The 23,956-nt window shown below is 59.8% G+C and carries 22 protein-coding genes; 11 read left to right on the top strand and 11 right to left on the bottom strand.

Annotated features, from left to right (window positions below; translation table 11 throughout):
- Window positions 1-3 precede the first annotated feature (3 nt).
- From pdxH to dinG, 4 genes are all read right to left on the bottom strand, one after another.
- Entirely contained in the window at window positions 4-651 is a 648-nt protein-coding gene (gene pdxH / locus KP808_RS19205; RefSeq protein WP_058402138.1) for a pyridoxamine 5'-phosphate oxidase, read from the bottom strand.
- Between the two features lie 215 nt (window positions 652-866).
- Window positions 867-2,012 (bottom strand): OmpA family protein, encoded by a 1,146-nt coding sequence (locus tag KP808_RS19210; RefSeq protein ID WP_230016695.1) that lies wholly within the window; start codon window positions 2,010-2,012, stop codon window positions 867-869.
- A gap of 153 nt (window positions 2,013-2,165) precedes the next feature.
- Complete coding sequence (locus tag KP808_RS19215; protein WP_122258779.1) at window positions 2,166-3,314, bottom strand: serine hydrolase domain-containing protein; 1,149 nt, start codon at window positions 3,312-3,314, stop codon at window positions 2,166-2,168.
- 109 nt (window positions 3,315-3,423) lie between these two features.
- Window positions 3,424-5,568, bottom strand: coding sequence for an ATP-dependent DNA helicase DinG (gene dinG, locus KP808_RS19220; protein WP_002554813.1), 2,145 nt, complete (start codon window positions 5,566-5,568; stop codon window positions 3,424-3,426).
- Between the two features lie 107 nt (window positions 5,569-5,675).
- Here dinG and KP808_RS19225 point away from each other — a divergent pair, with 107 nt between their 5' ends.
- The 3 genes from KP808_RS19225 (at window position 5,676) to KP808_RS19235 (ending at window position 8,338) form a co-directional block, all read left to right on the top strand.
- Complete coding sequence (locus KP808_RS19225; RefSeq protein WP_005732258.1) at window positions 5,676-6,140, top strand: CopD family protein; 465 nt, start codon at window positions 5,676-5,678, stop codon at window positions 6,138-6,140.
- Window positions 6,141-6,368: 228 nt separating this feature from the next.
- Window positions 6,369-7,280: a nucleoside-specific channel-forming protein Tsx gene (locus tag KP808_RS19230; protein ID WP_407692661.1), complete on the top strand. Its 912-nt coding sequence runs from the start codon at window positions 6,369-6,371 to the stop codon at window positions 7,278-7,280.
- A gap of 26 nt (window positions 7,281-7,306) precedes the next feature.
- Entirely contained in the window at window positions 7,307-8,338 is a 1,032-nt protein-coding gene (locus KP808_RS19235; RefSeq protein ID WP_005732255.1) for a purine-nucleoside phosphorylase, read from the top strand.
- A gap of 80 nt (window positions 8,339-8,418) precedes the next feature.
- Here the strand turns inward: KP808_RS19235 and KP808_RS19240 are convergent, their stop codons facing one another.
- On the bottom strand, window positions 8,419-9,177 hold the full coding sequence (locus KP808_RS19240; RefSeq protein ID WP_230016696.1) for a collagen-like protein: 759 nt from the start codon (window positions 9,175-9,177) through the stop codon (window positions 8,419-8,421).
- The gene (locus tag KP808_RS19245) at window positions 9,170-9,445 is read right to left on the bottom strand and encodes a DUF1145 domain-containing protein (protein ID WP_004657499.1); all 276 of its coding nucleotides are present in this window, start codon (window positions 9,443-9,445) and stop codon (window positions 9,170-9,172) included. The genes KP808_RS19240 and KP808_RS19245 overlap by 8 nt, the downstream gene beginning before the upstream one ends.
- 217 nt (window positions 9,446-9,662) lie before the next feature.
- Here KP808_RS19245 and KP808_RS19250 point away from each other — a divergent pair, with 217 nt between their 5' ends.
- Window positions 9,663-10,160: a DUF6231 family protein gene (locus KP808_RS19250; protein ID WP_005732254.1), complete on the top strand. Its 498-nt coding sequence runs from the start codon at window positions 9,663-9,665 to the stop codon at window positions 10,158-10,160.
- Window positions 10,161-10,163: 3 nt separating this feature from the next.
- Window positions 10,164-10,637 (top strand): YchJ family protein, encoded by a 474-nt coding sequence (locus KP808_RS19255; RefSeq protein ID WP_004664098.1) that lies wholly within the window; start codon window positions 10,164-10,166, stop codon window positions 10,635-10,637.
- A 511-nt stretch (window positions 10,638-11,148) separates the two neighbouring features.
- On the opposite strand, the gene KP808_RS19260 is transcribed toward KP808_RS19255, so the two are convergent.
- Entirely contained in the window at window positions 11,149-13,584 is a 2,436-nt protein-coding gene (locus KP808_RS19260; RefSeq protein WP_058401655.1) for a TonB-dependent receptor, read from the bottom strand.
- Window positions 13,585-13,695: 111 nt separating this feature from the next.
- Window positions 13,696-14,259: a hypothetical protein gene (locus tag KP808_RS19265; protein ID WP_058401654.1), complete on the bottom strand. Its 564-nt coding sequence runs from the start codon at window positions 14,257-14,259 to the stop codon at window positions 13,696-13,698.
- 114 nt (window positions 14,260-14,373) lie between these two features.
- Between KP808_RS19265 and KP808_RS19270 the strand changes: the two genes are divergently transcribed.
- Window positions 14,374-14,865, top strand: coding sequence for an LEA type 2 family protein (locus KP808_RS19270; RefSeq protein ID WP_005743218.1), 492 nt, complete (start codon window positions 14,374-14,376; stop codon window positions 14,863-14,865).
- A 9-nt stretch (window positions 14,866-14,874) separates the two neighbouring features.
- On the opposite strand, the gene KP808_RS19275 is transcribed toward KP808_RS19270, so the two are convergent.
- From KP808_RS19275 to KP808_RS19285, 3 genes are all read right to left on the bottom strand, one after another.
- Window positions 14,875-15,204 carry a hypothetical protein gene (locus KP808_RS19275; RefSeq protein ID WP_005755519.1) on the bottom strand — a complete coding sequence of 110 codons (330 nt, stop codon included), beginning with the start codon at window positions 15,202-15,204 and terminating at the stop codon, window positions 14,875-14,877.
- Between the two features lie 263 nt (window positions 15,205-15,467).
- The gene (locus tag KP808_RS19280) at window positions 15,468-15,716 is read right to left on the bottom strand and encodes a DUF1654 domain-containing protein (protein WP_057455702.1); all 249 of its coding nucleotides are present in this window, start codon (window positions 15,714-15,716) and stop codon (window positions 15,468-15,470) included.
- Between the two features lie 128 nt (window positions 15,717-15,844).
- Window positions 15,845-16,501, bottom strand: a complete 657-nt coding sequence (locus KP808_RS19285; RefSeq protein ID WP_230016697.1) for a LexA family protein — start codon at window positions 16,499-16,501, stop codon at window positions 15,845-15,847.
- Between the two features lie 159 nt (window positions 16,502-16,660).
- Between KP808_RS19285 and KP808_RS19290 the strand changes: the two genes are divergently transcribed.
- The 5 genes from KP808_RS19290 (at window position 16,661) to KP808_RS19310 (ending at window position 23,911) form a co-directional block, all read left to right on the top strand.
- Window positions 16,661-16,867, top strand: coding sequence for an SEC-C metal-binding domain-containing protein (locus KP808_RS19290; RefSeq protein WP_002554826.1), 207 nt, complete (start codon window positions 16,661-16,663; stop codon window positions 16,865-16,867).
- Between the two features lie 195 nt (window positions 16,868-17,062).
- Window positions 17,063-19,537 (top strand): penicillin acylase family protein, encoded by a 2,475-nt coding sequence (locus KP808_RS19295; protein ID WP_230016698.1) that lies wholly within the window; start codon window positions 17,063-17,065, stop codon window positions 19,535-19,537.
- A 501-nt stretch (window positions 19,538-20,038) separates the two neighbouring features.
- A complete protein-coding gene (locus KP808_RS19300; RefSeq protein WP_058401651.1) occupies window positions 20,039-21,085 on the top strand; it encodes a ligase-associated DNA damage response exonuclease in 1,047 nt (348 codons plus the stop codon).
- Window positions 21,082-22,785 (top strand): ATP-dependent DNA ligase, encoded by a 1,704-nt coding sequence (locus KP808_RS19305; RefSeq protein ID WP_230016699.1) that lies wholly within the window; start codon window positions 21,082-21,084, stop codon window positions 22,783-22,785. The genes KP808_RS19300 and KP808_RS19305 overlap by 4 nt, the downstream gene beginning before the upstream one ends.
- Before the next feature lie 343 nt (window positions 22,786-23,128).
- Complete coding sequence (locus tag KP808_RS19310; RefSeq protein ID WP_122258357.1) at window positions 23,129-23,911, top strand: transporter substrate-binding domain-containing protein; 783 nt, start codon at window positions 23,129-23,131, stop codon at window positions 23,909-23,911.
- The last annotated feature ends 45 nt before the right edge of the window (window positions 23,912-23,956 follow it).

Below are 23,956 nucleotides of genomic sequence, written 5' to 3' on the forward strand. Positions count from 1 at the left end.
CAATCAGGGCGCAAGGCGCTCGCGCGTCCACCTGCCGTCTACCGAACGATAGTTCAAACGGTCGTGAAGTCGACTGGAGCGCCCCTGCCAAAACTCGATTCGCTCAGGCAAAAGGCGGTAGCCCCCCCAGTGCTCGGGGCAGTGTGGCTGGGTCTCTGCGAAGCGTTGTTCCGTCTGTCTGATCAAACCTTCCAGCTCGTCACGATCTGCGATCACGCGACTTTGTGGTGAGGCCCATGCCCCCAGACGGCTGCCCAGAGGACGCACCTGGTAATAAGCATCGGATTCCTGCGCGCTGACTTTCTCGACCCGACCTTCGATACGAACCTGACGCTCCAGCGTCGGCCAGAAAAAGGTCATGGCCGCGAATGGACGTGCAGCCAGTTGCTGGCCCTTGGCGCTTTCGTAGTTGGTGAAGAACGTGAAACCCTGCGTGTCCAGCCCCTTGAGCAGCAAGACACGGCAATGCGGACGTCCTTGCTCATCAACCGTTGCCAGGGTCATGGCATTGGCCTCGACAGGCGGTTGTTCGGTCTTTACAGCGTCGTCAAACCAGGTATGGAAGAGCGCGAAGGGCTCGTCCGGTGATTGCGCTTCGGTCAACCCGTCGCGGGTGTAATCACGGCGCATGTCGGCCAGGGTCTGAGTCATGGTTTCGTTCCTGCGCAGGTTTTACGTGGTGCTTAGACAGGTGATCATCGTGCCAATGCTCCGCGTTGGCATGCATCCCGTGACGCTCTGCGTCACAAATCTGTGCTGCAATGCGCACTCAGGATCGGACGCAGAGCGTCCAGAACGGCGTACCGACGCAGAGCGTCGGCACGATAGTCATCTACGATGCATGGTCACAAGTAACGCATCAAGCCTCAGTTACTGGCCTGGCTGTCATCTTTCTTGGCGGGCGCCTTGGCCGGGGCCTTGGTCGCTGCTGGTTTTTTAGCTGCTGCGGTGGTCTTGGCAGGCGCAGCCTTTTTGGCAGTGCTGGCCTTGGCCGGCGCTTTCTTGGCAGTGTCTTTCTTCGCCACGGCGGCTTTCTTGGCAGGCGCGGCAGCAGGTGCTGGCGCTACTGGCTTGACGTCCTGGGTGGCAACCATGACTGGAGCAACCGGCGGTAGCGCATAACGGGCCATCAGCGCGCGCATGGTGTCCTGCGGCGTCATGAGGATTTCAACACGACGGTTGAGTGCACGGCCTTGCAGGCTGTCGTTGGCGGCACGTGGCATCACCGCACCCATCCCGCGCTGGCTCAGACGGTTACGCTCCAGGCCACTGAGACGGAAAATCGCCGCAACAGACTGCGCGCGTTCCTGACTGATCTTCTGGTTGGCTTCGGTAGGACCCGAAGTGTCGGCATGACCGAGAATCAGCACGGCAGTTTTCTGATCGCCTTCGACCACCTTGGCCAGACGGGTGATCGGACCCAGCGTGTTGGGCAGCAGCATGGCCGGACGGTCGGGGTTGAACGAACTGTCGACCGGTGCAGTGATTGCCAGCAGGTCTTCGCGACGCTCCAACTGGAACGGGCTGTCCTTGATTGCAGCGCGCAGACGCGGCTCGTACTCGTCCAGCCAGGCCTGGGTCACTTTCGGATCAGGCATCGGCAGCGCTTTAAGCTCGTCCTTCTTGCCCTCGCTACCGAACGGCCACCACCATTTGCTATCAGTTTCCGACTTGGCTACCAAGGCAGGCGCAGCTGGCTTTTCGGCAGGCTTGTCGGCCACGGCATCAGGTTTGGCCTGCGCGTTATCTTTCGAGCCGAACGGCCAGTACCAAGGCGCGCTGTTTTCAGCGCCAGCCGCAGGTGCTGCCGGTGTTGCAGCGGCCTTGGCGACCGGAGCAGGTACCGGGCTCGGTGCCGGAGCCTTTGCAGCAGCGCCTGCATCAGCAGACTCGCTGCCTGAACCGAACTGCCACCAATGGCCTCCGGTTGCAGCAGAGTCGGATTGAGGGGTTTGAGCACAGCCGGTCACAGCGATGCACAGGGCGAGAACGAGGCTTTTATTAGACGACATGGATAACCCGCAACGGTTTTGATCAGACAGAAGGACGTGACTACGCCGGTATAACATGCATAAAGATGCAGTTGGAAAAAGAAACCGTCGTACGGTTCCTGTTACAGCCATTTAACTGACAGTCGGTATGAAACAAGCACTTATGGCCGATACTTACTGCAAACACTCACGCAGGATCCCGACCAGTTTTTGCGCACGCGGGTCCATCAGAATGTACGGCCCCAGGGTGTTGGTAACGAAGCCAAAGGCGACCTCGTAATCAGGATCGGCGAACCCGACCGAACCGCCTGCCCCGGGATGGCCAAACGCCTTGGGGCCAAGACCATAGGTCGCGTTGGCAACGGTCGGCTGGTCAAGCATGCAGCCCAGACCCAGACGGGTCGAGGTCAGCAGAGTCTTGTCCTGACCGAGGCTGTGCTCACGGGTCAGCTCGTTGAGCATGTCTGCTTCAAGCAGGCTGCCATCCAGCAAACCGTTGTAGAAACCGGCAAGACTGCGCGCATTGCCGTGGCCGTTGGCCGCCGGTTGCTGCATGCGGCGCCATTCGGGTTTGTTGGTGCTGGTCATGATCGACGGCGGATTAGTGAACGCCTTGGCAGTGATGGAGGCTGGCTCGCGCATCGTCGCTTGCAGTACGCGCTGAGCGGCATCGTCACCGGTGTTGCCCTTGCCTCGAGCGATATGGGCAACACGATGAAACTGGTCATCCGCCAGACCCACATGAAAATCCAGCCCCAGCGGGCGAGAAATGCGCGCGGCAATGGATTCCCCCGGGCCTCGACCGTCGGCCCGACGCAGCACCTCGCCCACCAGCCAGCCATAGGTGATTGCCGCATAACCATGGCCCTGCCCCGGCGCCCACCAAGGTTCTTCGGCCGCCAGCGCAGCCGTCATGGTGTCCCACTCGTAAAGCGCTTCGGCAGGCAGTTGCTCGCGCAGCGCAGGCAAACCTGCCTGATGGCAGAGCAGTTGACGCAAAGTGATCGATGCCTTGCCAGCCGCGGCGAATTCGGGCCAGAGCCTGGCGACGGGTTCGTCCAGCTTCAACTTGCCTTCTTCAACCAGCTGCAATACCGCCACGCTGGTGAAGGTCTTGGTGCATGAGAACAGATTGGCGATGGTGTCGGTGTGCCAAGCCTCGGCACCGTCCTTGTCGGCGGTGCCAGCCCAAAGATCAACGACCGTCTGGCCGCCGACCTGGATGCACAAGGCGGCACCACGCTCCTGAGGATCGTCAAAAAGCGCCGCAAAGGCTTCACGTACCGCTTCGAATTGAAGTTCGTAATGACCCTGGATCTGCAACGGCTGACTCCTGACTGGCAACATGAGCCTGTCGACAGGCTAAATGGCGCGTATTGTTTCAGCGATCGAGCGCTTTGGGAACAGATGTGAAACGCTCTTCATCTTTGGCTCAGCTTATTTCCCGGCGGAACGGTGGCAGCGCATTGAGAATCGCCTTGCCATAGCGCTGGGTGACGACGCGTCGGTCCAGCAGCGTGATAGTGCCGCGGTCTTCTTCGGTACGCAGCAGGCGGCCGCAGGCCTGAACCAGACGCAACGACGCATCGGGTACGGCGATTTCCATGAACGGGTTACCACCACGCGCTTCGATCCACTCGGCCAACGCAGCCTCGACCGGGTCGTCGGGCACCGCGAACGGAATCTTGGCAATGACCACGTGTTCGCAATAGGCGCCGGGCAAATCCACACCCTCGGCAAAGCTGGCCAGCCCGAACAGTACGCTGGACTCGCCGCTGTCGACGCGGGCCTTGTGCTTGTTGAGGGTTTCCTGTTTGGACAGGTTGCCCTGGATGAACACCTGCTTGCGCCAGTCACGGTCCAGGCCGTCGAAAACGTCCTGCATCTGCTTGCGCGACGAATACAACACCAGCGTGCCTCGCGAACCTTCCACCAGCCCGGGCAGGTCGCGAATGATCGCTGCGGTATGCGCCACCGAGTCACGCGGGTCGGCCTTGAGGTCCGGCACACGCAGCACACCAGCGTCGGCGTGATGGAACGGGCTTGGCACAACCGCGGTAACCGCCCCTTTGGGCAGACCGGCACGCATGCGATAGCGGTCGAACTTGCCCAGCGCGGTCAGTGTCGCAGAAGTCACCAGCGCCCCGTAGGCGATGTTCCACAGGTTGCGACGCAGCATTTCCGCCGCCAGGATCGGGCTGGCATTGACCTCGATATCGAACATTGCACCGCTGTCGGCCAGGGTCAGCCAGCGCGCCATGGGCGGGCTGTCTTCCGGGTCTTCGGCGGTAAAGGCGGTCCACAGTTCCCAGTTACCGTGGGCGCGGGCCAGCAGGCTGCCGAACAGCGGATACCACTCTTCAGCCTGATGGCTGGCGATACCGATGTTGACCTCGCCATCCATGCCTTCCTTGAGCAGCTCGGTCAGGCGTGTAAACAGATCGTCCAGGCGCGCAAAGCCCTTCTTGAGCTCGATGCCCATCTCGCGGATGTGCTCGGGGATCACGCCGCCGACAAAGCGGTGACGGGGCCGCTCGCGGCCCTGCATGTCTTCACCGGCGCGGAAGTCCGCCAGTTGCTCGCAGGCCCCGAACATGAACTGCTGATGCCCCTTGATCTCGCGGGCCAGCTCCGGCACCTGCTCGATCAGCTTGCCCAGATCGCCGGGCAGCGGGTGCTGGGCCAGCAGCTTGGCGAGGTTCTTGGCGGTTTGTTCCAGCCAGTCAGCGGTGGATTTCAGTCGGGTGTAATGAGCAAAGTGGCCGATGGCCTTGTCGGGCAGGTGATGGCCTTCGTCGAACACGTACAGCGTGTCACGTGGGTCCGGCAGCACCGCACCGCCACCCAGCGCGAGGTCGGCCAGCACCATGTCATGGTTGGTGACAATCACGTCGACCTTGCCCATGCCTTCGCGCGCTTTATAGAAAGCGCACTGTTGAAAGTTGGGGCAATGCCGGTTGGTGCACTGGCTGTGATCGGTGGTCAGCCGCGCCCAGTCCTGATCGGCGAGTTCCTGTGGCCAGCTGTCGCGATCGCCGTCCCACTTGTTGCCCGCCAGCTTCTGCAGCATGCTGGTGAACAGCTTCTGACTGGCTTCATCGACCTCGATCTTGAAGCCTTCTTCCTCAAACAGCTGCGCGGTCGCGTTGGTCGCGTCGCTCTCCTGCAGCAACGCGTCGAGTTTCGACAGGCACATGTAACGGCCGCGGCCCTTGGCCAGCGCGAAGGTAAAATTCAGACCGCTATTGCGCATCAGGTCCGGCAGGTCCTTGTAGACGATCTGCTCCTGCAAGGCGACGGTCGCGGTGGCGATTACCAGCCGCTTGCCTGCTGCCTTGGCGGTGGGGATGGACGCGATGGCATACGCCACGGTCTTGCCGGTGCCCGTCCCGGCCTCGACGGCCACGACCGCAGGATCGCCCGAACGACGGCCCTCTTCATCGGTGTCAATGTCCCCCAGCACCTTGGCAACTTCAGCGATCATCAATCGCTGGCCATAGCGTGGCTTGAGGCTCTTGGCTTCGAGGAAACGCGAGTAGGCGCCCTGGATCTGGGTTTTGAGTTCGGTACTGATCATTGGCTTCGGTTCGGGGGCACGGCTAAAAAGGCTGGATAAATTTTCAGTAGTTCTGAGTGGGCGCTATCATAGCGCGCTAAATCCATCCGCGCAGAACGGAGTGTCCGATGACCGCTTTTTCTACTGTCTATACGCTGCATCTGCTGGCTGCCCTGGTGTGGGTTGGCGGGATGTTTTTCGCCTGGATGGTCTTGCGTCCAGCAGTCATTGCAGCACTTGAAGGCCCTTCTCGCTTGAAAGTGTGGGTCCAGGTGTTTCCACGCTTCTTCGTCTGGGTCTGGGCAGCCGTGGTGCTGCTGCCGATTACCGGCATCGGCATGATCCAGCTGAACTTCACCGGCTTTGAAACCGCGCCGCGTTATGTGCAGATCATGATGGGCCTGTACGTGGTGATGGTTGCGCTGTTCCTGCGTATCCATTCATTGCAGTTGCCGGAATTGCGTCGCGCCGTGGACGCCGAACAATGGGCCGAAGGCGCAGCAGCACTCGGTCACATTCGCCGGCTGGTCGGCATCAACCTGATTATCGGCCTGGCAGTAGTGATATTGGCAGCCGCCCGTCCGGGCCTTTGAGGCAAAACGGAACATCGCGGGGCACTGGCGGTGACACCGCGCACAGCTTGCGGGCAGTTTCCTGCCCGATCGGTCATCTTCTGTGCCCGATATCCAAGCCATTCAACATCTTGAAACACTTTGGCATGGGCTGTGCAAACGTTTGCGATCAGCAGTACGCGCCCACGAAAAGGAGCTTCAATGCCACAGCCGCCATTCACTCGATCCGCAACGCCCTCAAGATTCCTTATGCTTCTGTTGTTCGCCGCCGCTGCGGCGTTGCCATGCACCAGCGTCCTGGCACAGCCCGCCGCTGCCGAAGACTCGGCTCAAGGCGAAGCGCTCAGCCCGCCCGCCTCACCCAAGGAAGGCAAAGGCGCGTACTTTTCAGACTGGTTCAACCAGGACCTGACGCTGATCGGCAGCAAGGACATCAGCTTCGGCCCCAAGCCCAACGATGACATTTATCTAGAGTATGAGTACTTCGGCCGCAAGGGGCCGTTTGAGCTCTATGGCTATGTCGACGTACCGAAGATTCTCGGCATCGGCAATGATAATGACAAAGGCGTCTGGGACCATGGCTCGCCGCTGTTCATGGAGCACGAGCCACGCGTCTCGATCGACTACCTCGCCGGGCGCAGTCTGGCCATCGGGCCGTTCAAGGAATGGTACGTCGCCTTCGACTGGATCTACGACCACGGCAGCAATACGGCGAACCGGGCCAACACCCTGTACAGCGGCCTGGGCACTGACATCGATACCCACTCGCGGGTCAATCTGTCGGCCAACTTCTATGGCCGCTACCAGTGGGAGAACTACGGTGCCAGCAATGAGTACTCGTGGGATGGCTATCGCGCCCAGCTCAAATACATCGTACCGATCAGCAAATTCGACAACGGCGCTTCGCTGACGTACATCGGCTTCACCAACTTCGATTTCGGTTCGGACCTCAAGAACGATCCGGCACGCACTGGCAACTCCACAGTCGCCACCAACGTGCTGCTTTACGCCTTCACGCACCTGCGCTTCACCCTGGTGGGTCGTTACTTCCACAACGGCGGCAACTGGCAGGACGGCAGCGAGCTGAACTTCGGCGAAGGCAACTTCCGTGCGCGCTCCGACGGCTGGGGATATTACGCAGGCGTGGGTTACCAATTCTGAACCTGATTATGACGACAGGAGTTTTCATGAAACACATTACCCGCAATACACTTGGCGCCACACTGGCCCTGCTTAGCCCTGCCCTCTGGGCAGCCACCGCGCCGGTTACGCCAGTCACGCCCAAGGTCATGCTGGTCGCCATGTTTGCGCCCGAAGCGCAGAACTGGATCGACCGGCTGCATCTGACCAAAGAGATTCAGGTGCCCGGCCTTGCCGCCGAGTATCCGGCCATCCGCTGCAACGCTCAGGACGTCTGCCTGATGGTCACCGGCATGGGCCAGACCAATGCTGCCGCGTCGACACTGGCGCTGGCGCTATCGCCGCAATTCGACCTGCGCAAGACCTACTTCATCGTTGCTGGCATTGCCGGGATCAACCCGCACCACGGCACGCTCGGCACCACTGCGTGGGCGCATTATCTGGTGGAGTTCGGCACGCAGTGGGAAATCGATTCGCGCGACGTGCCCAAGGACTGGCCGACCGGTTACCTGGGTATCAACACCAAGGGTCCGAACGAAAAGCCACCGCTGGACTACAAGACTGAAGTCTTTGAGCTGAACCCCAAACTTCAGGCCAAGGCCTTCGCCCTGTCGCAAAAAGTGACGCTTAGCGAGAGCAAGGAATCCGCCGCCTGGCGCGTCAAGTACCCTTACGCCCCGGCCAATCAGCCGCCGCAGGTGACGCAGTGCGATACGCTGGCGGGCAACACGTGGTTTTCCGGAACGCGTCTGAGTGAGCGGGCGGAAGTCTGGACCAAGCTGCTGACCGACGGCAAAGGCGTGTATTGCACCACCCAGCAGGAGGACAACTCGACGTACGAAGCCCTGTTACGCGCCAGCAAGGCAGGCAAGGTAGACGTCAATCGACTGGCCGTGGTGCGCGCAGGTTCCGATTTCGACCGTCCGTATCCGGGTTACAGCGAAGTGGACAATTTGCTCAAGTATGCCGACCAGGGTGCCTTCGTACCGGCACTGGAAAACCTGTACCGCACCGGTAATCCGCTGGTGCAGGCCATTGTCGGCGACTGGAAGAACTGGGAAAAAGGCGTACCGCAGTAAGCGCGCTGCCGTGATGACTGCCCGGATCGTGGCCTTGCGCCTGATCCGGGCTGCCTCTCGAGGATGACAGCTGTTGAAGATTACAGGCGCTGCAGAATCAAACTGCCCGCGGGCCCTGCAACACCAGGCAGGCCGGGTTCGCCCGGTCTGCCTGGCTTGCCGCCGTCCGCGCGGTAGACGATGCAGCCCTTCGAAGCGCCGCCTTTGCCTGCCTTGCCGCCTTCACCACCCTTGCCTGCCGCGCCACCCGCAACATTCACCTTGATACGCTCGGCCGGAAAGCTCTGTGGCAGCTCCAGACGAACCTGCGCACCGGCTGCGCCGTCGTGGCCGTTGCCGCCACTGTCACCATTGTAACCACGCCCGGCCTGGCCCCAGGTGCAGCCCGGCTCTTCGCCCGTGCCGCCATCGAGCCCGGCGTAGCCTGGGCTGCCCGCGCCGCCGCGTGCATCGATCGACAGTTGTTCGGCATTCAGGCTCTGTAGACGCAGGGTCAGATTGCGCCCCGGCAGTGCCGGCTTCTCGAATGTACCCGGAGCGCCTCGCGCAGTGATCTGGCTGCCGGTGCCGAATTCACCATGCACCACGACGAGGTTGAACGCCTGTACACCGGGGACGATGGCAATCCGCGCTTCGTGCCCTAGCACCAGTTCGCCGATCTTCACGTCATCGATACCGGCCGGGATCAGCAGGGTGCCGTAGTCGGCCACTTCAAGGCGCTCGACCTGCAGAACGCTGCTGTTGCCAGGCAGACGCATGAGCGAGTGTGGCGCGACGATAATCGCCTGAGCCAAGGCCATAGGGCTGAACAGTGCAGCCAGCAGAACGAGCTTACGCATGAGAGTGCCCTGTGGCCGAACGGCCGATGGATTGAACATGAAAGATGCCGAACAGGATGATTTTGCCCCGGTCGCGCCAGGGATGCCTGCGACCGCGCAGGCTGCCGTTGAACAGGATCAGCTCGAGCAAGTGAGTCAACAACAGTACGGCACCCGCCATGTCGATCATCACGCCAAACGGGCTGGGCGCTTCAATGACCGCATTGGCCAGCACCACCAGCCAGAAGCCCAGCATCAAGATCTTTCCCAGCCCCCAAAACACCTTCATCGCCTGCCCCCTTGTCATGATCCGTTACGAAAGCGCAGTCTGCGCGCGCTTTTCGTCGCCGCACAGTAGACGTGCTGTACGCCGAATATGCCAGCAGTGTATTGAAAAAGATCAAGCATAGATCGTTGTCGTCAGTCTGTGGGCGTTCGCCTGATACTGACGGCTGTTCAGAGCGGGTCCGGCAGGCTAGTCTTGTCAGTCAACCAGAGGACTTTCGATGACCGTCGGCTACTCATCCCGCACGCCGCAGCAAGCGCTGGCGGCCCTGCTCGACCGTTACGCACCCCAGCGTCTGCTGTTGATCGGCGCTCAGGCGTTCCCTGCGTTGCAAGCCTTTCAGGAAGCACACCCGCAGACCGAGGTGGCGCTGGCCGAACCCGGCCCCCTGCCCGCAAATCTGGCGGCGCAACGTTTCGACCTGGCGCTGGTGGTCGATTGCCTGGAGCACATCCCCAAGCGCACCGGTCTGGAGCTGCTGGGCGGTATCCGCAACCTTAACGCCAGCCGCATTGCGGTGCTGGCCGACTTGCAGGCCTGCGGCTGGCAGGAGACCGACTTTTTCTCGCTGGCCCTGCAATCCAGCGAACGCTTCACCCGCGACGAGCAGGTGCTGAACCTGTTCACCTACGACTTGCGCGAATACAAGCAGGTGCCTGACTGGCTGAACGCGAAGTATTGGGCCAACCCGGAGAATTTTGGAAAGTATTGGTGGTGACCTATGAGTAGTGCTATTTGCCCGTGCGGCAGCGGCGATCTGTTGCTGGCCTGCTGCGGTCGCTATCACGCAGGTCAGCCTGCGCCCTGCGCTGAAAAGCTGATGCGCTCGCGCTACAGCGCCTACGTGCTGGGGCTGACTGATTATCTGGTCCAGACGACGTTGCCTGTTCAGCAAAGCGGGTTGAACCGTGAGGCCATCGCCCAGTGGAGCGCGCAAAGCACATGGCTGGGGCTGGAGGTAGAAAGTTCTGAGGTATTCGGCGGCAAGCCCGAGCATGCTTTTGTGACCTTCACTGCCCGCTGGCACGACGGTAACGGTGAACACAGCCACAAGGAACGCTCGTCGTTCGTGCAGAATCAGGGCCGCTGGTATTTCATCGATTCCACGGTCCCGCTCAAGGCCGGCCGCAATGACGCGTGTCCGTGTGGCAGCGAACAGAAATTCAAGAAATGCTGCTCGCCTTACGTGGTTTGAGATAGTCGAGATGATCGTTCCGCACGCTCCAGAGGGGGAATGCCGTGCGTGAGCCCTGCGCCGCACCATCAAGAGCGTTCAGAACGTCGCACGATGGTGAATATCGTTCCCACGCTCCGCGTGGTAATGCCTTTCGTGACGCTCTGCGTCACACAGTTCTGCGATTCAGTGAGATTCAGGCTCGACTTGAGTCACCTTTTCGCCCCTCGGCGACCTACTTTGATGGGGCCAAAGTAGGCAAATCCCCTCGCTCCTGTTTCCGGCCCGACTTCGTCGGGTTCCTTCGCCCTGACACTGATCCGGGGGTCGCCGCAACAGGCCATCCTTGGCCCGGTGCGGCTTGCTCGGCGTCCTGCCTCGCATCCCCCGGATCAGCGCCAGGACTCAGCCGTCACTAACGTCGCACTCTGCGTCGTCAGTACCATCGTGATAAAAAAGCACTTCTGTGGCAGTGGCCAGCCCACGCTCTACATCACACAGCGGTCTGCCGTATCAGGTGGATCGGGTTGACTCAGAACTCCAGCTGCGCCGAGAACGCTACAGTGCGCGGGTCGCCCAGGTAGCTGCTGTTGAGCCAGTATTCCTTGTTGGCCAGGTTGCTGACGTTGACCCGCAGGGTCAGGTCGTTTTCCGAGACGCGCATGCGGTAGCGGGCACCGGCGTCGAAGGTGGTAAAGGACGGCAGGTCGTTTTCGTTGCTTTGGTCGGTGTATTGCTTGCCGGTGTAAAACGCGCCACCGGTTACCGCCAGCCCAGGCACCGGGTTGATGTCGTATTCGGCATAGACCTTGGCCAGTTGCTTGGCGACGTTGGTCGGTGCGTTGCCTTCATCCGCGGCAATGCCGGTTTTCTTGATCTTCGGGTCCAGCAAGGTAAAGCCGCCGACCAGTGTCAGTTCCGGAACGACTTTACCGGTCACGCTGAACTCCAGGCCGTTGTTTTCCTGACGTCCGTCCACCACGTAAATATTCGAGGCCGTGGTGTAGCCGTTGGGCTTCTCGATGTTGAACAGCGCCAGGGTAAACAGGGTTTCACCCAACGTCGCCTTGGCACCGATTTCATATTGCTCGCTGACTTCCGGTGCGAATGCCTGGCCGGCATTGGCCGCGCCGCTCGGGGCGACACCGCCGGATTGCAGACCTTCTATATAGGTGGCGTAAGTGGTCAGCCACGGCAGCGGCTTGTAGACCAGCGAGATGTTTGGCGAGGTCTTGCTTTCGTTGTATTTGGTCTCGGTCTCTGCGGAGCCGAAGGCCTTGGCGTAAACGAACTCGTTGGCGTAAGTCTTGATCTGCGTGTTGGTCACGCCAAGAATCGCCGACCATTGCTCGTTGAAGGTGATGATGTCGCCGATCAGGAAGTTGTTGCTCTCCGAGCTATTAGCCAGACGCTGGTTGCCGTGGCCAATCGAGTACGACGGTTTGCCGACCTGGGGTGTCTGGTCGAGCGGTATCGTGCCGACTGGCGAGGTGTATTGCGGACCAGGCTGACCAGGCGTGTACGGGATGTGGTCTTCGTACTGCTTCTGGCGAGATGTATTGCCCTGGTACCCCATCGTGACCTTGTGGCCGAGAAAACCGGTATCGAATGCTGCATCCAGAAACAGCGAGCCGGTCTTTTCTTCGGTTTCGATCGGTGCGAAGGCGTACAACGGCTGCGAATACAGACCCGCGCTGTAAACCGTCGGCCCGGTGTAGGTGTTTTCCGAGGTGTACTGCTGGGCTGCAAAAGCCGCGCGCAAGGTGAATGTATCGTTCAAGCGCCACTTGGCGCGTACGCCCGCCTTGTCGGATTCATAATCGGAAAACGACCACTTCTGGCTGTAGAGTTTGTCGTTGTCCAGCGAGGCTGCGCTTGGGCGTAACGACTGGTCACCAAAGTACCAATAGCTGGTCAGACCGCGGATTTCGGTCTTTTTGTGTGAAGCGTCGAACTGCACCAGCAGGTCGTCGGAGACGTTCCAGTCCAGCGCCAGGGAAATCATTTCGCGACGACGCTTGTTCATGTCGACAGCGGTTTCGCCATCCTGAGTCAACACGTTCAGGCGATAGGCAAACTTGCCTTCGCTGTCGATCGGCCCGCCGAAGTCGCCATGCAGGTAGTAGTTCTCGCCACCGGCATTGCCCAGCGTGACGCTGTTATAGCGTTCGTAAGTGGGGCGCTTGATGACGTAGTTGACCAGCCCGCCCGGCGAGGCCGGGCCATACAGGAAACCGGTCAGACCGGTGATGACTTCCAGCTGTTCCATCTCTTCAATGTAGTTGCTGCCATCAGCACCATTGGTAAAGCGCAAGCCGTCATTGGCGATGTTCAGGCTGCCCGAGCTGCTGAAACCACGAATGTTGACGGCGCTGGCATAACCGGCGCTGGTCGGTGAGTACATCTGGGTGAACGGGTTGTGCTTGATGACATCGTCGAGCGAGGTGGCCTGAATGTTTTTCAGTAGAGCCTGAGGCGTCACACTGATGGAGTACGGCGCGTCCTGCAGTTTCATGCCGCCCAGTGCACCGACGCTGCTGATGTTCTCGCTGCGATAACCTGCAGCTTCCGAGCCTTCGGCGGGCGCGCTGTTGGCGTTGATGTTCACGTCCGACAGGTTCAAGGCGTTCTGCTCCATGACCATCAGCGTGTAGGTCCCGGCGCTGCTCTGCACCAGTTGCAGGCCGCTGCCACGCAACGCCTCACGCAAGGCTGTCGCCGCGTCGAAATCCCCCTTCACCGCTGGGCTTGTTTTGCCAGCAACCAGCGCAGGATCGAGGCTCAATGCCAGACCACCCTGGCTGGAAATCTGGTTCAGCGTGGTCGCCAGGGGGCCTGCAGGCAGGTCATAGGCAACCACGCTGGCCTGCTGCGCGGCCATCAGCAGCGGGCTGGCCAGCGGCGTGCACAGGGCAATCGCCACGGCCAACAGACTGGGACGCAGAAGGGTGTCTAACGAACGGGACATCGGGCAACTCCTGATGGAATATTTCTCAATGCCTGTTAGCCGAGCGAAAGTTCGAAAGTAACAGAGCTGATTGAAAATAATTCCGTTTCAGGATTCAGTTGGCCCGCAGCATTACTCCGGAATGACCTTCAGGTGAGAAGTATCGGGAGCCGCCTGCGACTCGGGCCTTTCGGCCTGCCCCATGTCGCTGCCCACCGGTGCCAGGCTCAACCGGGAAAGATCCAGCAGTGGCGCTGCGGGCTGAGGTTTGGCGGGCGACAGGTCGGCCCCCGCTTCGGCCACCGAATAGTCCGGCGCATCGACATTTTCGAAAGCAGCCATATACGCGTCACGCGGTTTGATCTGCAGACGGCCCGTACCCGACTGCGGGCCAGCCGGAGATTTACGCAACCAGGTCGGTGCGTCGGGCGGCGGAGCCAGTTCGACCTCTTCCATGGGCAGCGGCGTATTCATTTCCAGCACATGGACCCGTGCGCCTGCCCGCTCCAGCGTAGCGCGGTATTTTTCAGCGGTTGCCGCATCGAGATTGTTTTTCAGGACCAGTCGGCGCCCGGAGAACAGAAGCTCCAGACGCTCGGCGTCGGCATTGAACAGCTTGCCAAGGTTGGCCCTGACCTTCTCGGGCTGGGCTCCGGCGACCAATTCGGCACTGAAGACAATTTCGTAGACATTCATGGAGACACCGGTAAGCACGTCAATAAAAAGTATGGCGTAGCATCAGACAGCGCAACAAGCGCGTTACCCTTGACCGTCGAGTTGTTAGACTCAGGCGTCAAACGGAGCACATCCATGTTTTTTCAGGCGCACATTACAAGAATCATAAGCCTCGCGCTGGTCATGTTCGGTCTCAGCGGATGCTCGTTACTGAGCTTTGACAGCGTGCAGGATCCGGAAGTGCATTTGCTCAAAGTCCAGGTGGTCAAGGCAAGGCTGACACAACAGGATTTCAAACTGTATTTCGAGGTCGATAACCCCAACGACTCGGACCTGTTCGTACGCGGCCTGAACTATAAGATCTCGCTTAATGACGTTGTGCTCGCTGACGACCAATTCAGTGATTGGTTTTTCGTCGATGCGCATAGCCGGAAAACCTTTGTGGTGCCTGTTCGTACCAACCTGTGGCGTTACGCGAAATACATCGCTCAACTGCTGAAAAAACCTGATGAGCTGATCCATTACCGGCTTGAAGGCAAGCTCAAGACCGGAATGCTGTTCAGGCACAACGTGCGGATCGGCAAAACCGGCGACGTGGCACCAGATGAGCTGATTCAACGCAAATAATCACGTGGCCTAACCGCCCAGCTTGCCCTTGATCAGCTCCAGCAGAAACTTCCAGATATCCGCCGCCCACAATGCCCGATTGATTGCGCTGATCAACGCGCCACCAAACGAGCCCAACAGAAAGCCCACGCCGGTGGTGTTGCGAGGGTCCGCCACGCCAAGATAATCACTGGCGATGCCGGTGAGAAACACCGCACAGGCCACGCCGGTGACCAGAAAAACCAGCCAGGCACGCCAGTCGAGCAAGCCTGCCTTATGCCACCAGCCAGAGATGATTGCACCCACCAGACCGGCGACCAGCCATTCGCCTCTGTCTGCCAAACCATTCAAGATATCCATCGGACCTGACTCCGCTCAAGAGATACAGCCGTTCACGAACACAGAAATTCAGACGCTGAGAGCCTGCCATTCGAATGGCAGGGAACGGGTTGATGAGGGTCATCCTGGTTGACGTTCGGGCCCGCCCTGCCCTTTATCGCTTCCTTGCGCGTATTGCGGGTCGATGCGACGGCGGTATTTGAAGCCGAAACCAAAAAATTAAGCATGCTTAAAAATAAAATGAAACGTTTGCCATCAAACGTGGCGGAGTACCGTATAAAGGCTCAGTTGTCGATATAGCGCTGCCAGCCGATCCTTACCGAACCGTCTGGCTGACGGTCGACCTCGATCCCTTCGGTTTCTTCGATTTCCCGGAGCACCACGTTCCAGCTGTCCACAGGCTCATCGTCGCGTCGGGCTACGATGACCCACTGGATCTTCTGAACATTCGGCGCAGATACCAGCCGTTGAATGCGCTTGCCGATCTGTTCATAAGACGACGCACCTGTCGGCCCATTACGAGTGCCAGTCATGACTGCCTCCCGGAGATAACTGTATATAAATACAGTATTCCAGCTGCAAGACCTGCGCAAGCACTTCGTAGGACGCGCCCCGCCTCACGTCGCGACGGATAACGCCCGCAAGCCTTGTAAAACAAGGCTCATAGCCTGGCGGTCATTCTCACAGCTACACCAATGATGCGACAGTCGGCACCGCACTCGATCATTTTGTACGCAGGATTCAAGGGCTTCAGGTAGCGCGTGCCGCCGTCCTCGACCAGCTTCTTGAAGGTTGCCTCGTTGCTGGCGGGCAGCTTGGCGATCACGAGCCTGCCGGGCTGCACATCGGCTTCTGTATCAACCAGAATCATCATCCCCTCTGGCACGCTGACGCCAGTGGGTGCAGTCATCGAGTCGCCCTTGACCTCCAGCCAGAACGCCGGGCCCTTGGAGTCGTAATCGGAGATTTCATAGCGATCGGAAAAACCGTCAGGGTAAGGCTCGACGGCTTCCTCCCAGGAACCTGCCGACACCCAGCTGATTACTGGATAACGAAAGGACATGTTCGGCTGATCGATCCGGGCAACGTTGGCGTCAAAGTGGGCGTCCTTTTCAGGCCCTTCGCCAATCGCCAGCCACTCGGCACGAAAGCCCGTGGCCCGCGCCAGTGCATAGAGGTTTTCCGGCCGCAGGCTTTTGCTTTCGCCGCTGATCCATTGGGTGACGGCAGAATTGGCAACGCCGCACTGTGCGGCAATTTCCCCTTTCTTCATGCCGCTGGCGGCAATTGCCCTGGCGATACGCTCTTGTCGGGTCATAAGGTTGGCTCTGCGCATGAAAATACAAAGACGCTGAAAAACGCCCGAAAAAATAAGCATACTTAAATTTGCAATCATATGTGAATCGAAATATGCCGATACTGCTTCGTCCCGATTTGCTGGATAATGCGCGCCAGATTTATTTGCGGAGTAAAACCGATGAACCAGCAAGCCCATGTTCATGGCCCCGATTGCAACCACGACCATGATCACGATCATCACGACCACCAGCATGGCCATGTGCACGGTCCGAACTGCGGGCATGCCCACCAGGAACCGGTGCGCAACACCCTGAAAGATGTGGGTCGCAACGATCCTTGCCCGTGCGGCAGCGACAAGAAATTCAAGAAGTGCCACGGCGCGTAAAGCGTTGAGCGTTCTTCTGACGGCCTGCATAAGCAGGCCGTTTTCATTTGCGCGCATCTTCAAACGCGGCGGAACAAGAGGCGTGTGGCCAGCTTCTGCAAAATCCTGAAATAAACTCGCCCTCCCCGCTTGCGCGCTGACGGCCTGCTCTCTAACGTAGCGACTTTTGTACGTTACCCCTCCAGGAGCTTGCCCATGGCCTCGCCAGCCCTTCGTCATTTTCTACCCCGATTCGGCGCTGCCGCCGCTGCGGCGAGTTTCCTGAGCCTTGCCGGCTGCCAGTTGGGCGGCGGTGATCCCGAGACCGTACTGCCTGCTTCCGGGACGTTCCCGCTCAAAGGGCTGGCGCAAAACGTTTCCGTGCGCCGCAACAACATGGGCATGCCGCTGATAGAAAGCAGTACGTACCACGATGCGCTGTTCACCCTCGGATACATCCATGCCGGTGATCGCATCGGTCAGATGCTCGGAATGCGCCTGCTTGCGCAGGGCCGTTTGTCGGAAATGGCCGGGGCGGACGCGCTGGAAGTCGACCGTTTGATGCGCTCGGTCAACCTCAAGCAAAACGCCAGCGACCTGTATAACGCCGCCTCGCCTCGCTTGAAGCGCTTCTTCGACGTTTATGCGCGCGGCGTTAACGCTTACCTGTTCCGCTACCGCGACAAGCTGCCGGCCGATGTCGCCAGTTCGGGCTACAAGCCGGAATACTGGAAACCGGAAGACTCGGCGCTGATCTTCAGCCTGCTCAATTTCAGCCTGTCGGTGAACCTGCAGGAAGAGCTTTCGGCACTGGTGCTGGCGCAGAAAGTAGGGGCAGACAAACTTGCCTGGCTGCTGCCGACCTACCCTGACGAAGAACTGCCATTTGCCGAAGCCGACAAGCTCAAGGGCCTGAACCTGAATAATCAGGTCAACGGCCTGAGCGACCTGAACAAGATCGCCTTGCAGCTCTCGGACCTGAACATGCTGGGTGTTGCAGCCTCCAGCAACTGGGCCATCGCGCCGCAACGCAGCCGAAGCGGCAAGAGCCTGCTGGCCAGCGACATGCAACTGCCTGCCGGGCTCAACTCCGCCTGGAGCTTCGTGCAGATCCGGGCACCGAAATATCAGGTGTCCGGTGTTTCCATCGCAGGCTTGCCGCTGGTCCTGAGCGGTTTCAACGGCAAGCTGGCGTGGAGCATGAGCAACGTCAAGGGCGACAACCAGGACCTGTTTCTGGAGAAGATCAAGCGCGAAGGCAACCGCATCTCTTACATGGCGGATGGCAAGTGGGTGCCGGCAGCCTCTCACCAGGAAACCTTTCTGGTCAAAGGCGGCAGCCCAATTCGTGAAACAGTTTACGAGACGCGTCATGGCGCATTGCTCAATGCCAGCGCAACGCCGCCCGGCAATGGCTTGAGCCTGGCGCTGCAAGTGCCCAACTTCAAGGACGACAAGAGCCTGGATGCGTTCTTTGATCTGTCCCGTGCACCCAACGTCGAGAAGGCGTTCGATACCAGCCGCGAGATTCGTGCGATTACCCTGAACATGATCTTCGCCGATGCCTCGAATATTGGCTGGCAGGTCACCGGCCGCTTCCCGAACCGCCGTGAAGGCCAGGGCCTGCTGCCTTCGCCGGGCTGGGATGGCAAATATGACTGGGACGGTTTCGCCGACTCAATGCTCCATCCTTACGACCAGGACCCGCGCCAGGGCTGGCTCGCGGCGGCCAACCAGCGCACCATTCCGAAAGGCTACGGCATGCAGTTCTCCAACTCGTGGGGCTACCCGGAGCGCGCCGAGCGCATTGCCGAGCTGGCCAACAGCGGCAAGCAGGACCTGCGCAGCACCGTCGCCATGCAGTACGACCAGACCACGACATTCGCGGCCAAACTCAAGACCATGTTCCAGGCACCGGGCATGAGCAAGCCGCTCAAGCAGGCTATCGACGCCCTGCCGGAAGCGGATCGCAACAAGGCCCGCGAAGCGTTCACGCGCCTGATGGCATTTGATGGCAAGCTCAGCGCAACGTCGGCTGACGCTGCGCTGTACGAGCTGTTTCTGCAGGAAAGCGCCAAACAGATTTTCCTTGATGAGCTAGGCCCGGAAACCAGTCCTGCCTGGCAGGCGCTGGTGGCCAACGCCAGCTCGTCGTATTCGCCGCAAGCCGACCATTTGCTGGGCCGTGATGACAGCCCTTACTGGGATGACGTCAAAACTCCGCAGAAAGAAGACAAGCCAGCCATCCTGGCGCGCAGTCTGGCGGCTGCTGTCACCAGTGGCGACAGCCTGTTGGGTAGCGATCACAAGACTTGGCAGTGGGGCAAATTGCACCGCGACAACTGGACCTCGACCAGCCCGCTCGCCAAACAGTTGGGTGGCGGCGAGTTCAATCGCGGTGCGTCTCCGGCAGGTGGCGACCACAGCACGCTGAACGTGTCCGGTTTCGAGTGGGGTAAAGGTTTCGATACACACGTGGCCCCCGGCCTGCGCATGATCGTCGACTTCAGCCTTGTCGAGCCTATGACCGGCCTGATCAGCACCGGCCAGTCCGGCAACCCGGCCAGCCCGTTTTATGCCAACAGCATCGAGCCGTGGCAGAAAGGTCAATACATGTCGATCCCGCTGCAACAGCAGAACTATGAAAAAGGCTACGGCAAGCAACGCCTGACACTCACGCCGGGCAAGTAAGCGCCGAAAACCGGACGCGGAGCGTCCAGAACGGCATACCCACGCGGAGCATGGGCACGATAGTGTTCTCCCGAACGCCTATCGTTCCGAATGCTCCAGCGAGCATACCTACGCGGAGCAGGCTCCCGAACGCCTATCGTTCCCACGCTCCGCGTGGTAATGCATTTCGTGACGCTCCGCGTCACACCGTTCTGCGATTCAGTGAGATTCAGGCTCGACTTGAGTCACCTTTTCGCCCCTCGGCGACCTACTTTGATGGGGCCAAAGTAGGCAAATCCCCTCGCTCCTGTTTCCGGCCCGACTTCGTCGGGTTCCTTCGCCCTGACACTCAGGTCGCACTCTGCGTCGTCTGTGCCATCGCGACAAAAAAGCGCTTTTATGCACGATAGTGTTCTTTTGGACATTTATCGCACCTCACGCTACGCAGCCCTCACGCAAACTCCCCGAACTTCCCGCCCTGCCCCGGCTCATAGCTAACAAGCCCATCCATACGGTTGCCTCATGGATCTTGTCGTTGCTCGTCCCGAAGGTTTGTACTGCCCACCCGGTGATTTCTATATCGACCCGTGGCGCCCGGTCGAACGGGCCGTCATTACCCATGCGCATGGCGACCACGCCCGTACCGGCAATCAGCATTATCTGTCGGCGGCCAGTGGCGAGGGCATTCTGCGTTCGCGCCTTGGCCAGGACATCAACCTGCAGACCCTGGAATACGGCGAAACCATCACCCATCACGGGGTAAAACTCAGCCTGCACCCGGCCGGGCATGTGCTGGGGTCGGCGCAGGTGCGGCTGGAATACCAAGGCGAAGTCTGGGTGGCTTCCGGGGATTACAAAGTCGAACCAGACGGCACCTGTGCGGCATTCGAACCGGTGCGCTGTCATACCTTTATTACCGAATCGACCTTCGGCCTGCCGATCTATCGCTGGGCACCGCAGTCGCAGATTTTTGAAGGCATCAACCAGTGGTGGCGTGGCAATGCGGCTCAGGGCAAGGCCAGCGTGCTGTTCGCCTACTCGTTCGGCAAGGCGCAACGCATTCTGCATGGCATTGATTCGCAGATCGGGCCGATTCTGGTGCATGGCGCTGTCGAGCCGTTGAACCGGGTCTACCGCGAAGGCGGCATTCGTATTCCGGAAACCCAATACGCTGGCGATTTCAAAAAGACCGATCCGGCCCTGCGCCAGGCGTTGATTCTCGCCCCACCCTCGGCCGGTGGCAGCAGTTGGATGAAGCGCTTTGGCGAATACAGCGATGCCTTTGCCAGCGGCTGGATGATGCTGCGCGGCACTCGACGTCGGCGCGGTGTAGATCGCGGTTTCGTGCTGTCCGATCACGCCGACTGGCCCGGCTTGCTGTGGGCCATCGAACAGACTGGTGCCGAGCGGGTCATGGTCACCCACGGTTCGGTCGGCATACTGGTGCGTTATCTGCGCGAACTGGGTCTGGATGCGCAAGGCTTCAGCACCGAATACGGCGATGAAGAAGACAGCAATCCGGCGACGGCAGAGCCTGAGGCAGCAACTGCGGGGGCGGCTCAGTCATGAAAGCCTTCGCGGAACTCTACGCACAGCTGGACGCAACCACATCGAGCAACGCCAAACTTGCCGCGATGCGTGACTATTTCGAGAAAGCGGCTGCAGAGGATGCTGCCTGGGCCGTGTACTTCCTGTCCGGTGGACGCCCCAGGCAATTGGTGCCGACCCGCGTGTTGCGCGAACAGGCAATGACTCTGGCGAATCTGCCGGAGTGGCTGTTCGAAGAAAGCTATCAGGCGGTCGGCGATCTGGCGGAGACCTTGTCGTTGTTACTGCCCCAGGCCGATCACAGCAATGACGAGGGCTTGGCAACCTGGATGGAAGAAAAATTGCTGCCGTTACGCGGCCTGCCGCCCGAAGAGCTGGCAGCCCGCCTGCCGATGTTCTGGTCGCAACTGGACCGCAGCAGCCTGATGGTCTGTATCAAACTGATCACCGGCAGTTTCCGGGTTGGCGTGTCGAAACTGCTGGTGACGCGCGCACTGGCTGCGCTGGCCGATATCGACAGCAAGCGCGTCGCCCAACGACTGGTGGGCTATACCGACCTGTCACATCGGCCCAGCGCCGAGCGTTACCTGAAACTGATCGCCCCCGAATCCGAAGACGAGCACGCACAACGTGGCGGTCAGCCCTACCCGTTTTTTCTTGCCCATTCCCTGCAACAGCCAGCCGATCAGTTCGAGGAGTTGCTCGGGGCGGCCGAGAACTGGCAGGTGGAATGGAAGTGGGACGGTATTCGCGCACAACTGGTCAAACGTGACGGACGCTTGTGGATCTGGTCGCGCGGCGAAGAGCTGGTCACCGACCGGTTTCCCGAGCTGCACAGCCTGGCGCAGTGCCTGCCTGACGGCACAGTTATCGACGGAGAAATCGTCGTCTGGAAAGCCCCCGAGCCGAGCCCCGATAGTGGCGCTGAATTTGCGTTGAACGGTGATGCCACCACAGCGTCACCTTCGGTTCAGCCCTTCGCCCTGCTGCAACAAAGGATTGGCCGCAAGACCCTCGGCAAGAAAATTCTCGCTGACGTTCCCGTGGTGGTGCTGGCCTATGACCTGCTTGAATGGCAAGGCGATGACTGGCGCAGCCGACCGCAACATGAACGTCGCACACAACTGGAAACCTTGATCGAAAGCGTCCAGAGCGAGGTGTTGATGCCCTCCCCGGTACTCACCGGCAAGGATTGGCTTGATCTGGCGACTCAACGTGAAGCCTCTCGCAGCCTGGGCGTCGAGGGCATGATGCTCAAGGCCCGCGACTCGCTGTACGGCGTCGGTCGCACCAAGGACATGGGCGTGTGGTGGAAATGGAAAATCGACCCGTTCAGTGTCGATGCCGTGCTGATCTACGCGCAACGCGGCCACGGCCGACGTGCCAGCCTGTACAGCGACTACACCTTTGCGGTGTGGGACGGCCCGCCCGACGCCAGTGAGCGCACGCTGGTGCCATTCGCCAAAGCCTACTCAGGGCTGACCGATGAGGAAATGCGCAAGGTCGACGCCATCGTTCGTAAAACCACCGTGGAAAAATTCGGCCCGGTGAGCAGCGTCACGCCGACGCTGGTATTCGAACTGGGCTTTGAAGGCATCGCCTTGTCAAAGCGCCACAAGAGCGGCATTGCGGTGCGCTTCCCGCGTATGTTGCGCTGGCGGCAGGACAAGCCGGTGGCCGAAGCCGACAGCCTGGCGTCATTACAGGACCTGCTGAACTAGAGCACCAAAAAGGCGCACGAGAAATACCGTGCACCTTTTTGAAACACCGACGAACGAATCATCCCGTCTCCATGCAGGAAACTTCCCGATTCGTTACCAATCTTCCGCTCTTTCTTACCTGAACAAGCATCTTGTATCGGACCGGGCGATGAACACCAGCCCTGTAAGCGCGCATGGGCGGCCTATTGCCAGCCGTTTATATGAAATAGCGACAACCCCTTATATTTCAAACGCACGTTCGTTCCTCTGGTTCGGAAATTGCTAACCAATGCCTGTCTGGCACTTGCCGGTAGCACGCTTCGCGTATTCCCAACGCCCCATTTAAGGTTTTAAGGACTGAACAATGAAAAAAGCATGGCTGACTCTTTCTGCACTGGCTCTGTGCATCTCCGCCGGTAACACCATGGCCAAGGAATACAAGGAACTGCGCTTCGGCGTCGATCCATCTTACGCACCGTTTGAATCCAAAGCCGCCGACGGCAGCCTGGTCGGCTTCGATATCGACCTGGGCAACGCGATCTGCAAAGAGCTGAAAGTCACCTGCAAATGGGTTGAAAGCGATTTCGACGGCATGATCCCCGGCCTCAAGGCACGCAAGTTCGACGGCGTGATTTCCTCGATGACCGTGACCCCTGCTCGCGAAAAAGTCATCGACTTCTCCAACGAATTGTTTTCCGGCCCGACCTCGCTGGTGTTCAAGAAAGGTGCAGGCTTTACCGCCGACCCGGCCAGCCTGAAAGGCAAGACTGTGGGCTATGAGCAAGGCACTATCCAGGAAGCCTACGCCAAGGCCGTACTGGACAAGGCCGGTGTATCCACCAAGGCCTACGCCAACCAGGACCAGGTTTACGCTGACCTGACTTCGGGCCGTCTGGACGCCTCGATCCAGGACATGCTGCAAGCCGAACTGGGTTTCCTGAAGTCGCCAGCCGGTGCCGACTATGAAGTCAGCAAGCCTATCGACGACAAATTGCTGCCAGCCAAAACCGCCATCGGCATCGCCAAGGGCAACAAAGAGCTGAAAGCGCTGCTGGATAAAGGCATCAAAGCGATGCACGACGACGGCACCTACGCCGAAATCCAGAAAAAGCATTTTGGCGACCTGAACCTGTACAGCGGCAAATAACACCCCGACGCCCATCGATTTCGGCGATGATTCGCCGCTCAATCG

It is taken from the genome of Pseudomonas savastanoi, assembly GCF_020917325.1.
GTDB lineage: Bacteria > Pseudomonadota > Gammaproteobacteria > Pseudomonadales > Pseudomonadaceae > Aquipseudomonas > Aquipseudomonas amygdali.

What these genes read in the sequence shown, in the direction of transcription:
- KP808_RS19275 (WP_005755519.1), bottom strand. Translation starts at nt 15,204, where the DNA reads ATGGATATCTTGAATGGTTTGGCAGACAGAGGCGAATGGCTGGTCGCC.
- KP808_RS19305 (WP_230016699.1), top strand. Translation starts at nt 21,082, where the DNA reads ATGAAAGCCTTCGCGGAACTCTACGCACAGCTGGACGCAACCACATCG.
- KP808_RS19290 (WP_002554826.1), top strand. Translation starts at nt 16,661, where the DNA reads ATGAACCAGCAAGCCCATGTTCATGGCCCCGATTGCAACCACGACCAT.
- KP808_RS19300 (WP_058401651.1), top strand. Translation starts at nt 20,039, where the DNA reads ATGGATCTTGTCGTTGCTCGTCCCGAAGGTTTGTACTGCCCACCCGGT.
- KP808_RS19270 (WP_005743218.1), top strand. Translation starts at nt 14,374, where the DNA reads ATGTTTTTTCAGGCGCACATTACAAGAATCATAAGCCTCGCGCTGGTC.
- KP808_RS19245 (WP_004657499.1), bottom strand. Translation starts at nt 9,445, where the DNA reads ATGAAGGTGTTTTGGGGGCTGGGAAAGATCTTGATGCTGGGCTTCTGG.
- KP808_RS19225 (WP_005732258.1), top strand. Translation starts at nt 5,676, where the DNA reads ATGACCGCTTTTTCTACTGTCTATACGCTGCATCTGCTGGCTGCCCTG.
- KP808_RS19265 (WP_058401654.1), bottom strand. Translation starts at nt 14,259, where the DNA reads ATGAATGTCTACGAAATTGTCTTCAGTGCCGAATTGGTCGCCGGAGCC.
- KP808_RS19210 (WP_230016695.1), bottom strand. Translation starts at nt 2,012, where the DNA reads ATGTCGTCTAATAAAAGCCTCGTTCTCGCCCTGTGCATCGCTGTGACC.
- KP808_RS19230 (WP_407692661.1), top strand. Translation starts at nt 6,369, where the DNA reads ATGCTTCTGTTGTTCGCCGCCGCTGCGGCGTTGCCATGCACCAGCGTC.
- pdxH (WP_058402138.1), bottom strand. Translation starts at nt 651, where the DNA reads ATGACTCAGACCCTGGCCGACATGCGCCGTGATTACACCCGCGACGGG.
- dinG (WP_002554813.1), bottom strand. Translation starts at nt 5,568, where the DNA reads ATGATCAGTACCGAACTCAAAACCCAGATCCAGGGCGCCTACTCGCGT.
- KP808_RS19310 (WP_122258357.1), top strand. Translation starts at nt 23,129, where the DNA reads ATGAAAAAAGCATGGCTGACTCTTTCTGCACTGGCTCTGTGCATCTCC.
- KP808_RS19255 (WP_004664098.1), top strand. Translation starts at nt 10,164, where the DNA reads ATGAGTAGTGCTATTTGCCCGTGCGGCAGCGGCGATCTGTTGCTGGCC.
- KP808_RS19280 (WP_057455702.1), bottom strand. Translation starts at nt 15,716, where the DNA reads ATGACTGGCACTCGTAATGGGCCGACAGGTGCGTCGTCTTATGAACAG.
- KP808_RS19250 (WP_005732254.1), top strand. Translation starts at nt 9,663, where the DNA reads ATGACCGTCGGCTACTCATCCCGCACGCCGCAGCAAGCGCTGGCGGCC.
- KP808_RS19235 (WP_005732255.1), top strand. Translation starts at nt 7,307, where the DNA reads ATGAAACACATTACCCGCAATACACTTGGCGCCACACTGGCCCTGCTT.
- KP808_RS19240 (WP_230016696.1), bottom strand. Translation starts at nt 9,177, where the DNA reads ATGCGTAAGCTCGTTCTGCTGGCTGCACTGTTCAGCCCTATGGCCTTG.
- KP808_RS19285 (WP_230016697.1), bottom strand. Translation starts at nt 16,501, where the DNA reads ATGACCCGACAAGAGCGTATCGCCAGGGCAATTGCCGCCAGCGGCATG.
- KP808_RS19260 (WP_058401655.1), bottom strand. Translation starts at nt 13,584, where the DNA reads ATGTCCCGTTCGTTAGACACCCTTCTGCGTCCCAGTCTGTTGGCCGTG.
- KP808_RS19295 (WP_230016698.1), top strand. Translation starts at nt 17,063, where the DNA reads ATGGCCTCGCCAGCCCTTCGTCATTTTCTACCCCGATTCGGCGCTGCC.